Genomic DNA, 13,686 nt, shown 5'->3' with positions numbered 1-13,686 from the left:
ACCAATAACTTACATTCCATAAGGAGGAAATTATAATGTCTAAAGAGCAAATCATTGAAAGCTTAAAAACAATGACTGTTTTAGAGCTTAACGACCTAGTAAAAGCAATCGAAGAAGAGTTTGGTGTAACTGCTGCTGCTCCTGTAGCTGTAGCTGGTGGAGCTGCTGGTGGAGACGCTGCTGCTGAACAAACTGAATTCGACGTAATTCTTGCAAGTGGTGGAGCTTCAAAAATTAAAGTTATCAAAGTTGTTCGTGAACTTACAGGTCTTGGACTTAAAGAAGCGAAAGAACTTGTTGACGGTGCTCCTAAGCCAGTTAAAGAAGGCGTATCTAAAGACGAAGCTGAAGAAATCAAAGCTAAGCTTGAAGAAGTTGGAGCTTCTGTTGAAGTTAAGTAATTCAAAAGAAAAGGTTCGCCCGATGGCGGACCTTTTTGTTTGTTTCGCTTAATCTTTTTAGAATAAATTTATTCTAAATTAGCAGCTTCTAATCTTGTCTCTTCATTGAACAGTTGATTGAAGTGGAAGGTGCGAGACTCCTGCAGGACAGGCGGGCAGGTGAGACACTTATACGTGAAACGTACGAATGTGGCTCAGCGCTTGCCCTGCGGAAAGCGAGCAACTGAAACGGAAATCAACTACTTTCAAAGGCGACATTGTAAAAGCATTGCAGATAGACCGTTAAAGAATTACGGAACGGGAATACTGTCTTTATCAGAAGGTAAGGAGAGTTTAAAAACGATGAAGAACCATTATTATTCTGAAACACCTGGTACAGAAAGTAAAAGAGAAACATGGGATTTTTCATTAAATGGCGAAAAATTTCGCTTTACGACGGATGCTGGTGTCTTTTCAAAGAAAGAAGTAGATTTTGGCAGTCGTGTTTTAATAGAGTCCTTTGTACCTCCAGAAGTACCTGGTGATTATATAGATGTAGGATGCGGATACGGACCGATTGGACTTTCGCTTGCTAGAGCGGAACAAGATCGTGTTGTTCAAATGGTGGATATCAATGAAAGAGCAGTTGAGCTTGCTAAGCTGAATGCAGATAAGAACAAGGTGAGTAACGTTAAGATCTATAAAAGTTACTTATTTGCGGAAGTGAAAGATGAAGAGTTTGCTGCTGTTATCACAAATCCTCCAATTCGTGCAGGTAAGACAGTCGTTCATCAAATCTTTGAAGAAGCTTATCACAAACTTTGCGTTGGTGGCGAGTTGTGGGTAGTCATTCAAAAGAAACAAGGTGCGCCATCTGCTATGGACAAAATGGAACAATTATTCGGACAAGTTGAAACGGTTGCGAAGAAAAAAGGCTACTATATTTTACGTGCAATAAAAGTTTGACTTGATAAATTCCGTATGTTAGTATTATAAAATGCCAATGGATTCGCATTTTGCTGCTTATTTTTCGTGGTAAGCGAAAAAACGTTGATAAATCAACGTTTTTTACTCATGTTTAGACGTATAGAATGCGAAAAAGTTGGACAAAATTATATAATAGCTTTTATCAAAATAGGAAAACTGCGGTTTTAAAAATATGAAACCCTTTTTCTTTTTGTTTTCTAACCTTCTTAATAGAATGTTAGATAGAAATATGATACACGAAAAAAACGCTGGATTTGAGGGGTGAAGCAGTTGACAGGTCAACTAGTTCAGTTTGGACGCCACCGCCAACGAAGAAGTTATGCAAGGATTAGCGAAGTGCTTGAATTACCAAACTTAATTGAAATTCAAACCGCTTCCTATCAATGGTTTCTTGATGAGGGGTTACGTGAAATGTTCCGAGACATTTCGCCGATTGAGGATTTTACAGGGAACCTCGTTTTAGAGTTTATTGATTATAACTTAGGTGAGCCGAAGTATCCTGTAGATGAATCAAAAGAGCGCGATGTTACTTACGCTGCTCCGCTTCGTGTGAAAGTGCGTCTGATCAATAAAGAGACGGGCGAAGTAAAAGAGCAGGAAGTATTTATGGGAGATTTCCCGTTAATGACAGATACGGGAACCTTTGTGATCAACGGGGCAGAGCGTGTAATTGTATCACAGCTCGTTCGTTCACCAAGTGTTTACTATAGTGAGAAAATCGACAAAAACGGTAAAAAAGGTTTTACCGCTACTGTCATTCCAAACCGCGGTGCTTGGCTGGAGTTCGAAACGGATGCTAAGGACGTAGTTTATGTGCGTATTGACCGCACAAGAAAAATCCCTATTACCGTATTGCTTCGTGCTTTAGGGTTTGGGTCTGATCAAGAAATCATTGATTTGCTTGGAGAAGACGAGTATCTTCGCAACACGCTAGATAAGGATAATACAGAAGGAACGGAAAAAGCCCTTCTAGAAATCTATGAGCGTCTTCGTCCGGGAGAGCCTCCAACAGTAGATAACGCAAAAAGTTTATTAGATTCTAGGTTCTTTGATCCTAAACGCTATGACTTAGCTAACGTTGGACGCTATAAAATCAATAAAAAGCTTCATATAAAGAATCGTCTCTTCAACCAAAAACTAGCTGAAACGCTTGTTGACGCTGAAACGGGTGAAGTGATTGCTGAAGAAGGTACGCTTCTTGACCGCAGAACGCTAGATAAGATTATCCCTGCTCTTGAGAGTGGTGTAGGCTTTAAAACCGTAACACCAGCAGGAGGAGTGGCTGAAGATCAAGATATCGCTCTTCAATCTATCAAAATCTATGCACCTGATGATCAAGAAGGTGAAAGAATCATTAATGTTATCGGAAACGGACTTGTTGATAAAGAAATTAAAAACATCACAGTTTCTGACATTATTGCTTCTATTAACTACTTCTTCAACTTATTGCATCAAGTAGGTACAACAGATGATATTGACCATCTTGGTAATCGTCGTCTGCGTTCTGTTGGTGAGCTTCTGCAAAACCAATTCAGAATCGGACTTTCCAGAATGGAACGTGTTGTGCGTGAGCGTATGTCGATCCAAGACACAAATGCGATCACACCACAAGCATTGATCAATATTCGTCCTGTTATTGCTTCGATTAAAGAGTTCTTCGGAAGCTCTCAGCTTTCACAGTTCATGGATCAAACGAACCCGCTAGCAGAATTGACGCACAAACGTCGTCTATCTGCACTAGGGCCAGGTGGTCTTACACGTGAACGTGCAGGATTTGAAGTTCGTGACGTTCACTACTCTCACTACGGTCGTATGTGTCCGATTGAGACGCCGGAGGGTCCGAACATCGGTTTGATCAATTCACTTTCTTCTTATGCAAAAGTGAACCAATATGGATTTATCGAAACACCATACCGTCGGGTTGATCCTGAAACAGGTCGTGTAACGAGCCGTATTGATTACTTGACTGCTGATGAAGAAGATTTATACGTAGTTGCACAGGCGAACTCGATCTTAGGTGATAACGGAGAGTTCATGAACGAAGACGTAATCGCACGTTTCCGTGGTGATAACACTGTTGTTAAGCGCGAACGCATCGATTATATGGATGTATCGCCGAAACAGGTAGTATCTGCTGCGACAGCTTGTATTCCGTTCTTAGAGAATGATGACTCCAACCGTGCCCTAATGGGAGCGAACATGCAACGTCAGGCTGTACCTTTACTTGTTCCTGAATCACCGATCGTTGGTACAGGAATGGAGCACGTATCAGCAAAAGACTCTGGAGCTGCAGTTATCTGTAAGCACGAAGGAATTGTTGAACGTGTTACAGCAAAACAAGTTCAAGTACGCCGCATTAAAGAAGTAGATGGCAAGGAAGTTTCAGGCGACCTTGACACTTACAACATGCTTAAGTTTATTCGTTCCAACCAAGGAACGTGTTATAACCAGCGTCCGATCGTAAGCACAGGTAACCGCGTGACGAAAGGGGAAATCTTAGCGGATGGCCCTTCAATGGAAGTCGGTGAACTTGCTTTAGGTCGTAACGTTCTTGTTGCCTTCATGACTTGGGAAGGTTACAACTACGAGGATGCTGTCATCATGAGTGAGCGTCTCGTTAAAGACGACGTTTATACTTCGATCCATATTGAAGAATATGAGTCAGAAGCGCGTGATACAAAACTTGGACCGGAAGAGATCACTCGTGATATTCCAAACGTCGGAGAAGATGCATTACGCAACCTGGACGAACGCGGAATCATCCGTGTTGGTGCAGAAGTTAAAGATGGAGATATCTTAGTTGGTAAAGTAACGCCTAAGGGTGTAACTGAATTAACAGCTGAAGAACGTCTATTGCATGCGATCTTCGGTGAAAAAGCTCGTGAAGTTCGCGATACATCATTGCGTGTTCCTCACGGTGGAGATGGAATCATCCTTGACGTTAAAGTGTTTAACCGTGAAGATGGCGATGAACTTCCTCCAGGTGTGAATCAGCTCGTTCGTGCATACATCGTGCAAAAACGTAAGATTCACGAAGGAGATAAGATGGCCGGCCGTCACGGAAACAAAGGTGTAATTTCTAAAATTATGCCTGAAGAAGATATGCCTTATCTTCCAGATGGAACACCAGTTGACATCATGTTAAACCCGCTAGGGGTACCTTCCCGTATGAACATCGGTCAGGTATTGGAGCTTCACCTTGGAATGGCTGCACGTCAGCTAGGCATTCATGTTGCTACACCGGTATTCGATGGAGCGCGTGAGGAAGATGTTTGGTCTACGATCGAAGAAGCTGGAATGGCTCGCGATGGTAAAACGGTACTTTATGATGGACGTACAGGTACGGCGTTTGATAACCGTGTATCAGTTGGGGTTATGTATATGATCAAACTGGCTCACATGGTTGATGACAAGTTGCATGCTCGTTCTACTGGACCTTACTCACTTGTTACACAGCAGCCTCTGGGTGGTAAAGCTCAATTTGGAGGTCAGCGTTTCGGTGAGATGGAAGTATGGGCACTTGAAGCATATGGTGCTGCATACACACTACAGGAAATTCTAACGGTTAAATCCGATGATGTTGTCGGCCGTGTGAAAACGTATGAAGCCATCGTTAAGGGTGAAAACGTTCCTGAACCTGGTGTTCCAGAATCATTTAAAGTATTGATCAAAGAACTTCAATCTCTTGGAATGGACGTTAAGATCTGTTCTGGAGATGACAAGGAAATTGAAATGAGAGAGCTTGATGATGAAGACGATCAGGCAAGCGAGAAATTAAATCTAAATCTTGAGTCTTACACTTCGAATGACTAAAACAGGATATCAAAAGGGAGGTACGCTCCTTGATAGACGTAAATAATTTTGAATATATGAAAATTGGTCTTGCTTCACCGGACAAAATCCGGTCGTGGTCAAGAGGGGAAGTAAAGAAACCTGAAACAATCAACTACCGTACACTTAAGCCTGAAAAAGACGGCTTGTTCTGTGAAAGAATTTTCGGTCCGACAAAAGACTGGGAATGTCATTGCGGAAAGTATAAGCGCGTCCGTTATAAAGGCGTGGTTTGTGACCGTTGTGGTGTTGAAGTAACAAGAGCTAAAGTTCGACGTGACCGTATGGGTCACATCGAGCTTGCTGCTCCTGTATCTCACATTTGGTACTTCAAGGGTATCCCAAGCCGTATGGGTCTTGTTTTGGATATGTCTCCAAGAGCATTAGAAGAAGTAATCTACTTTGCTTCATATGTTGTTACTGATACAGGAGATACACCTCTTGAGAAGAAACAACTGCTTTCAGAGAAGGAATACCGCACATACCGTGAAAAGTATGGAAAAGGTTTTACTGCACAAATGGGTGCAGAAGCGATCAAACGTCTTCTAGAAGACATCGATGCTGAAAAAGAAGTTGAGATGTTGAAAGAAGAGCTTAAAACAGCACAAGGACAACGTCGTACACGTGCGATTAAGCGTTTAGAAGTATTAGAAGCATTCCGTCATTCTGGCAACCATGCCGACTGGATGATTCTTGAAGTACTTCCGGTTATTCCGCCGGAATTGCGTCCGATGGTTCAGCTTGATGGTGGACGTTTTGCCACATCTGACCTTAACGACCTTTACCGTCGTGTTATCAACCGTAACAACCGTTTGAAGCGTCTATTAGATCTAGGTGCTCCTAACATTATCGTTCAAAATGAAAAACGTATGCTTCAAGAAGCAGTCGATGCATTAATCGATAATGGTCGTCGTGGCCGTCCGGTTACTGGACCAGGAAATCGTCCGTTAAAATCACTTTCACACATGCTGAAAGGGAAACAAGGACGTTTCCGTCAAAACTTGCTAGGTAAACGTGTTGACTACTCTGGCCGTTCGGTTATCGTAGTAGGTCCGAACTTAAAGATGTACCAATGTGGTCTTCCTAAAGAGATGGCACTTGAGCTCTTCAAACCATTCGTTATGAAAGAGCTAGTATCAAAAGGTCTTGCACACAACATTAAGAGTGCAAAACGCAAAGTAGAGCGCGTTCAGCCAGAAGTTTGGGATGTACTTGAAGAAGTTATTCGTGAACACCCAGTTCTACTAAACCGTGCACCTACACTTCACAGACTTGGTATCCAAGCATTCGAACCGACGCTTGTAGAAGGTCGTGCAATCCGTCTTCACCCGCTCGTATGTACAGCTTACAACGCTGACTTTGACGGTGACCAAATGGCGGTCCACGTTCCTCTATCTGCTGAAGCACAAGCAGAGGCTCGTATTCTAATGCTAGCTGCCCAAAACATCTTGAACCCGAAAGATGGTAAGCCGGTAGTAACACCGTCACAGGATATGGTTTTAGGTAACTATTACCTAACTCTTGAACGTGAAGGAGCTATTGGTGAAGGGTCTGTATTCAAAGACATCAATGAAGCGATCATCGCTTATGAAAATGGATTCGTGCACTTGCATTCTCGTATTGCAGTACCGGTATCCAGCTTAAATAAAGAAACTTTCACAGATGAACAGCAATCTAAGCTTCTTATGACTACAGTAGGTAAGTTGTTATTCAACGAAATCCTGCCGCCGTCATTCCCGTACATTAACGAACCGACTACGACGAACCTTCAAGTGGAAACACCTGAAAAGTACTTCTTAGATCCGGCTGCTAATGTAAAAGAGGAAATTCAGAAGCATGAGGAAATTGTTCCATTTAAGAAAGGAATCCTAGGTAAGATTATCGCGGAAGTATTCAAACGCTTTAAGATTACTGAAACGTCTAAGATGCTTGACCGCATGAAGGACTTAGGATTTAAATATTCTACGCGCGCTGGTATCACGATCGGTGTATCCGATATCGTTGTATTACCTGAAAAGCAAGAGATCCTTGCTGTAGCCGAAGAAAAAGTAGTTAACGTTACAAAGCAATTCAGACGTGGTTTGATCACGGAAGAAGAGCGCTATGAGCGTGTAATTAATGTTTGGAGTTTGGCGAAAGACGAAATCCAAAATAAATTGATGGGTACACTTGATAAGCGAAACCCAATCTTCATGATGAGTGACTCCGGTGCCCGTGGTAACGCATCTAACTTTACGCAGCTAGCTGGTATGCGTGGTCTGATGGCCAACCCGGCTGGTAAAATCATCGAGCTTCCAATCAAATCAAGTTTCCGTGAAGGTCTAACAGTACTCGAGTACTTTATCTCTACACACGGAGCGCGTAAAGGTCTTGCCGATACAGCCCTTAAAACAGCTGACTCAGGTTACCTTACTCGTCGTTTGGTTGACGTTGCTCAAGATGTTATCGTACGTGAAGATGACTGTGGAACGGACCGTGGCTTAGAAGTTGCAGCTATTAAAGAAGGCAACGAAGTTATCGAGCCTCTTCATGAGCGTTTGATCGGCCGTACTGCTTATAAAAAGGTATACCATCCTGAAACAAAAGAACTTCTTGTAGACGTTAATCAGCTGATCACTGAAGACATGGCCGCTCATATTGAAGAAGTAGGCGTGAAAGCAGTAACGATCCGTTCTGTATTTACTTGTGACACACGTCACGGCGTTTGTAAGAAATGTTACGGACGAAACCTTGCAACAGGCTCTGACGTTGAAGTTGGGGAAGCTGTTGGAATTATCGCCGCTCAATCCATCGGTGAGCCAGGTACACAGCTTACAATGCGTACCTTCCATACAGGTGGTGTAGCTGGAGACGATATTACACAAGGTCTTCCGCGTATCCAAGAATTGTTTGAAGCGCGTAACCCGAAAGGTCAAGCGGTTATCTCTGAGCTTGAAGGTACGGTTGTTGGCGTGAACGACAATAAAGATAAGCGTGAAGTAGTCGTTCAAGGTGAGATTGAATCTAGAACTTACACAATTCCTTTCGGTGCCCGCATTAAAGCGGTCGAAGGCGATAAAGTAACTGCAGGTCAAGTATTGACGGAAGGTTCGATCGATCCTAAAGAATTAATTAAAGTACGTGGTGCAGAAGGCGTACAAGAATACCTATTGCGTGAGGTTCAGAAAGTTTACCGTATGCAAGGGGTAGAAATCGGAGATAAGCACGTTGAAGTAATGGTTCGCCAAATGCTTCGTAAAGTGCGCATCATCGATTCTGGTGATTCTCAAGTACTTCCAGGAGCTCTTATGGATATTCATGCCTTCACGGATGTTAACCGTAGTGTACTTCTTGAAGGTGGAACGCCTGCCACAGGTCGTCCAGTGCTTCTTGGTATCACAAAAGCATCTCTTGAGACAGAATCATTCTTATCTGCTGCATCATTCCAAGAAACAACACGAGTTCTTACGGATGCTGCCATCAAAGGTAAGCGTGACGAATTACTCGGACTTAAGGAAAACGTTATTATTGGTAAGCTGATCCCGGCTGGAACAGGTATGAACCGTTACAGAAACATCGGAATCAACTCTCCAGTAGTTGAAGATGAGAACAATGAAGAGGCAGAATTGCCTACAGAACTTGTTTCTCAAGATTAATAAATGAAATGTTGACATCGGGAGCGCATCGGTGATATGATTACGGATGTGCTCCTAAGATTTGTTACTTTGGAGGATATTCGTATGTCTTATGAAAAAGTGACACAGGCTTCTGAAATTATCGTAGGTACTAAGCAAACAATCAAAGCTTTACAGAACGGCGAGGTCAAAGAGCTGGTCGTTGCGGAAGACGCGGATTTTCGAGTAACGAGCAAAGTATTGCAAATTGCCGAAGAGAAGCACGTACCGATCGTAAAGGTTGATTCCATGAAAAAGCTTGGAAAAGCATGCGGTATAGATGTCGGGGCCGCAACTGTTGCGATAAAAGGATAAAATTCATGTTTTTGCGATGGGCATCAATATCGCTCCTCTCGCAAAAACTTTCTTTTGTCCTAAAATGAACCACCTGGGTCGGTGGTATTACGAAAAAAGAGAGGAGGAAATACAAAATGCCTACAATTAACCAATTAGTTCGCAAAGGTCGTGTTTCTAAATCAAAGAAATCTGACTCTCCTGCGTTAAACAAAGGTTACAACAGCTTCAAAAAGTCCCAAACTGACGTTTCATCTCCGCAAAAGCGTGGAGTTTGTACGCGTGTTGGTACTATGACTCCTAAGAAGCCGAACTCGGCGCTTCGTAAATATGCGCGTGTTCGTCTAACTAACGGAATCGAAGTTACAGCTTACATTCCTGGTATTGGCCACAACCTTCAAGAGCACAGTGTTGTTCTTATCCGTGGAGGACGTGTAAAAGATTTACCGGGGGTACGTTACCACATCGTTCGTGGTGCTCTTGATACGGCTGGTGTTAACAACCGTATGCAAGGTCGTTCTAAATACGGAACGAAGCGTCCAAAGGAAGCTAAGAAGTAATATTATTAAAATAAATTAAAACAACTATTAGAAAGGAGGGGACCACATGCCACGTAAAGGACCTGTTGCTCGTCGTGATGTGTTACCTGATCCAATTTACAAGTCTAAGCTTGTAACTCGTCTAATCAATAAAATTATGATTGACGGTAAGAGAGGGGTAGCTCAAACAATCTTGTACAATGCGTTCGAACTTATTAAAGAACGTACAAACCAAGATCCTATGGAAGTGTTTGAACAAGCTCTTAAAAATATCATGCCAGTTCTTGAAGTTCGTGCTCGCCGTGTTGGTGGAGCTAACTACCAAGTACCAGTTGAAGTTCGCCCAGAGCGTCGTACAACACTAGGACTTCGTTACCTAACGAACTACTCTCGTCTACGCGGAGAAAAGACAATGGAAGAACGTCTTGCGTATGAGATCATGGATGCTGCTAATAACACTGGTGCTTCAGTTAAGAAGCGCGAAGATATGCACAAAATGGCAGAAGCAAACAAAGCGTTTGCTCACTACCGCTGGTAAAATCATAGAGACAGTTCTCGGACTGTCTCTAAAACACTATAAAAATTCCTTTTAAAAAGGGAAGGAGAGAAATTCATGGCTAGAGAATTCTCCTTAAAAAATACTCGTAATATCGGTATCATGGCTCACATCGATGCTGGTAAAACAACGACTACTGAACGTGTTCTTTACTATACTGGCCGTATCCACAAAATTGGTGAAACTCATGAAGGAGCTTCACAAATGGACTGGATGGAGCAGGAACAAGAGCGTGGAATCACGATTACTTCCGCTGCTACTACTGCTCAATGGAAAGGTCACCGTGTCAACATCATTGATACACCAGGACACGTAGACTTTACAGTTGAAGTAGAACGTTCATTACGTGTATTAGACGGAGCGGTTGCATTACTTGATGCTCAATCAGGTGTTGAACCACAAACAGAAACAGTTTGGCGTCAAGCGACTACTTACGGGGTACCTCGTATTGTATTCGTAAACAAAATGGACAAGATCGGTGCGGATTTCTTATACTCCGTAAAAACGATTCATGACCGCCTTGGTGCTAACGCTCACCCGATCCAATTACCGATCGGTGCGGAAGACCAATTCGAAGCAATCATCGACCTTATCGAAATGAAAGCTGTATTCTACGGAAACGATCTTGGTACTGATATCGAAGTTCGTGACATTCCGGAAGAGCACATGCCTTTAGCTGAAGAATACCGTGGAAAACTTATCGAAGCGGTTGCTGAGCTAGATGAAGAAATGATGATGAAGTACTTAGAAGGCGAAGAAATTACGAACGAAGAACTTAAAGCAGGTATCCGTCAAGGTACTTGTAACGTTGAGTTCTATCCGGTAATGTGTGGTTCGGCATTTAAGAACAAAGGTGTACAGCTTATGCTAGACGCAGTTCTTGATTACCTTCCATCGCCAATCGATGTACCAGCTATCAAGGGTGTACTTCCTGACTCTGAAGAAGAAGTAACTCGTGAATCAAGTGACGAAGCACCATTCTCTGCACTTGCATTTAAAGTTATGACTGACCCTTATGTTGGTAAGTTAACATTCTTCCGTGTGTACTCTGGTACACTAAACTCAGGATCATACGTACAGAACTCTACTAAAGGAAAGCGCGAGCGTGTTGGACGTATCCTTCAAATGCATGCAAACTCCCGTGAAGAGATCTCTGTCGTATACGCTGGAGATATCGCAGCTGCTGTAGGTCTTAAAGACACTACAACTGGTGATACACTTTGTGATGAAAAGAGCCTTGTTATCTTAGAATCCATGGTATTCCCAGAGCCAGTTATCTCACTATCTATCGAGCCGAAGTCTAAAGCAGACCAAGACAAGATGGGTATGGCACTTGCTAAGCTAGCTGAAGAAGATCCAACATTCCGTACTGAAACAAACGAAGAAACTGGACAAACGATCATCGCAGGTATGGGTGAGCTTCACCTTGACATCCTAGTTGACCGTATGCGCCGTGAATTCAAGGTAGAAGCTAACGTGGGTGCTCCTCAGGTTGCTTACCGTGAAACAATTCGCCAAGCTGCTAAGGTTGAAGGTAAATTCGTTCGTCAGTCTGGTGGTCGTGGACAATACGGTCACGTTTGGATCGAATTCGAGCCAGGTGATGAAGGATCTGGATTCGTATTTGAAAACAAAATCGTTGGTGGGGCAGTTCCTCGTGAATACATCCCTGCAGTTCAAGCTGGTATCGAAGAATCAATGAAAAACGGAATGCTTGCTGGTTTCCCATTACTTGACCTTAAAGCTCGTATCGTTGATGGATCATACCATGATGTTGACTCCAACGAAATGGCGTTTAAGATTGCCGGTTCAATGGCTCTTAAGAACGCTAAATCAAAGTGTGACCCTGCAATTCTAGAGCCGATCATGAAAGTTGAAGTAACGGTTCCTGAAGAGTATATGGGTGACATCATGGGTGACGTAACTTCCCGTCGTGGACGTGTTGAAGGTATGGAAGCTCGTGGTAACGCACAAATCGTTAAAGCGATGGTTCCACTTGCTGAGATGTTCGGATATGCAACTAGCTTGCGTTCTCGTACACAAGGCCGCGGTACTTACTCAATGCACTTCGATCACTACGAAGAAGTACCTAAGTCAATCTCTGAAGAAATCATCAAAAAATCAACTGGAGCTTAATCTCCTCAGTTGTAAGAAGCAACATTTTCATGTAATCTAAAATGGGCAGTACAAACTGTTCGTTTTAAATAAAAAAATCTACTATATGTAAACATATTTAAGGAGGAATCTTTCTCATGGGTAAAGAGAAATTTGATCGTTCCAAAACGCATGCTAACATTGGTACTATCGGTCACGTTGACCATGGTAAAACAACTTTAACAGCTGCTATCACTACTGTTCTTGCTAAGAAAAACGGTAAGGGTGTAGCAATGGCTTATGACCAAATCGACGGTGCTCCAGAAGAGCGCGAACGTGGAATCACAATCTCAACTGCACACGTTGAGTATGAAACTGATTCTCGTCACTATGCACACGTAGACTGCCCAGGACATGCTGACTATGTTAAGAACATGATCACTGGTGCAGCACAAATGGATGGTGGGATCCTAGTAGTATCTGCTGCTGACGGCCCAATGCCACAAACTCGTGAGCACATCCTTCTTTCTCGTCAAGTAGGTGTACCTTACCTTGTTGTATTCATGAACAAGTGTGACATGGTAGACGACGAAGAACTTCTTGAGCTAGTAGAAATGGAAGTTCGTGACCTTCTTTCTGAGTATGACTTCCCAGGAGATGATATTCCTGTAATCAAAGGTTCTGCTCTTAAAGCTCTTGAAGGAGACGCTGATTGGGAAGCTAAAATCTACGAGCTAATGGACGCTGTAGATTCTTATATCCCAACTCCTCCACGTGACACTGAAAAGCCATTCATGATGCCAGTTGAGGATGTATTCTCAATCACTGGTCGTGGTACAGTTGCTACTGGACGTGTTGAGCGTGGTGTAGTAAAAGTTGGTGACGTAGTTGAGATCCTTGGTCTTACTGAAGAGCCAAAATCAACAACTGTAACAGGTGTTGAAATGTTCCGTAAGCTTCTTGACTATGCTGAAGCTGGTGACAACATTGGTGCACTTCTTCGTGGGGTTTCTCGTGAAGATGTTGAGCGTGGACAAGTTCTTGCTAAGCCAGGTACTGTTAAAGCTCACACTAAGTTCAAATCAGAAGTTTATGTTCTTTCAAAAGAAGAGGGTGGACGTCACACTCCATTCTTCTCTAACTACCGTCCTCAGTTCTACTTCCGTACAACTGACGTAACTGGTATCATCCAACTTCCTGAAGGCGTAGAAATGGTTATGCCTGGAGATAACGTTGAGATGACTGTAGAACTAATCGCTCCAATCGCTATCGAAGAAGGAACTAAGTTCTCTATTCGTGAAGGTGGACGTACTGTTGGTGCAGGCGTAGTTGCAACAATCACTGAGTAATCT

General features: G+C 42.9%; 9 protein-coding genes. All 9 read left to right on the top strand.

Translation table 11 applies throughout. From position 1 onward, the window contains the following. The first annotated feature begins 35 nt into the window (after nucleotides 1–35). The 9 genes from rplL to tuf all read left to right on the top strand — a co-directional run bounded on the left by rplL (nucleotide 36) and on the right by tuf (nucleotide 13,683). Complete coding sequence (gene rplL, locus IHV12_RS20955; protein ID WP_066237995.1) at nucleotides 36–401, top strand: 50S ribosomal protein L7/L12; 366 nt, start codon at nucleotides 36–38, stop codon at nucleotides 399–401. A gap of 342 nt (nucleotides 402–743) precedes the next feature. After that, nucleotides 744–1,346 (top strand): class I SAM-dependent methyltransferase, encoded by a 603-nt coding sequence (locus tag IHV12_RS20950; protein ID WP_197192149.1) that lies wholly within the window; start codon nucleotides 744–746, stop codon nucleotides 1,344–1,346. A 291-nt stretch (nucleotides 1,347–1,637) separates the two neighbouring features. Continuing rightward, entirely contained in the window at nucleotides 1,638–5,180 is a 3,543-nt protein-coding gene (gene rpoB, locus IHV12_RS20945; RefSeq protein WP_197134196.1) for a DNA-directed RNA polymerase subunit beta, read from the top strand. Between the two features lie 29 nt (nucleotides 5,181–5,209). Next, complete coding sequence (gene rpoC, locus IHV12_RS20940; protein WP_197192142.1) at nucleotides 5,210–8,833, top strand: DNA-directed RNA polymerase subunit beta'; 3,624 nt, start codon at nucleotides 5,210–5,212, stop codon at nucleotides 8,831–8,833. 84 nt (nucleotides 8,834–8,917) lie between these two features. Further along, entirely contained in the window at nucleotides 8,918–9,166 is a 249-nt protein-coding gene (locus tag IHV12_RS20935; RefSeq protein ID WP_066237983.1) for a 50S ribosomal protein L7ae-like protein, read from the top strand. A gap of 116 nt (nucleotides 9,167–9,282) precedes the next feature. Then, the gene (gene rpsL / locus IHV12_RS20930; RefSeq protein ID WP_197134192.1) at nucleotides 9,283–9,705 is read left to right on the top strand and encodes a 30S ribosomal protein S12; all 423 of its coding nucleotides are present in this window, start codon (nucleotides 9,283–9,285) and stop codon (nucleotides 9,703–9,705) included. A gap of 46 nt (nucleotides 9,706–9,751) precedes the next feature. Next, on the top strand, nucleotides 9,752–10,222 hold the full coding sequence (rpsG, locus tag IHV12_RS20925; RefSeq protein ID WP_197134190.1) for a 30S ribosomal protein S7: 471 nt from the start codon (nucleotides 9,752–9,754) through the stop codon (nucleotides 10,220–10,222). A gap of 75 nt (nucleotides 10,223–10,297) precedes the next feature. Further along, on the top strand, nucleotides 10,298–12,376 hold the full coding sequence (fusA, locus tag IHV12_RS20920) for an elongation factor G (protein ID WP_197134187.1): 2,079 nt from the start codon (nucleotides 10,298–10,300) through the stop codon (nucleotides 12,374–12,376). A 116-nt stretch (nucleotides 12,377–12,492) separates the two neighbouring features. Further along, the gene (gene tuf / locus IHV12_RS20915; protein WP_066390665.1) at nucleotides 12,493–13,683 is read left to right on the top strand and encodes an elongation factor Tu; all 1,191 of its coding nucleotides are present in this window, start codon (nucleotides 12,493–12,495) and stop codon (nucleotides 13,681–13,683) included. Nucleotides 13,684–13,686: the final 3 nt, after the last annotated feature.

It is taken from the genome of Fictibacillus sp. 7GRE50, assembly GCF_015903875.1.
GTDB lineage: Bacteria > Bacillota > Bacilli > Bacillales > Fictibacillaceae > Fictibacillus > Fictibacillus phosphorivorans.
The sequence above is the reverse complement of the archived record's forward strand: the minus strand, read 5'-3'. Positions and strand labels throughout refer to the sequence as shown.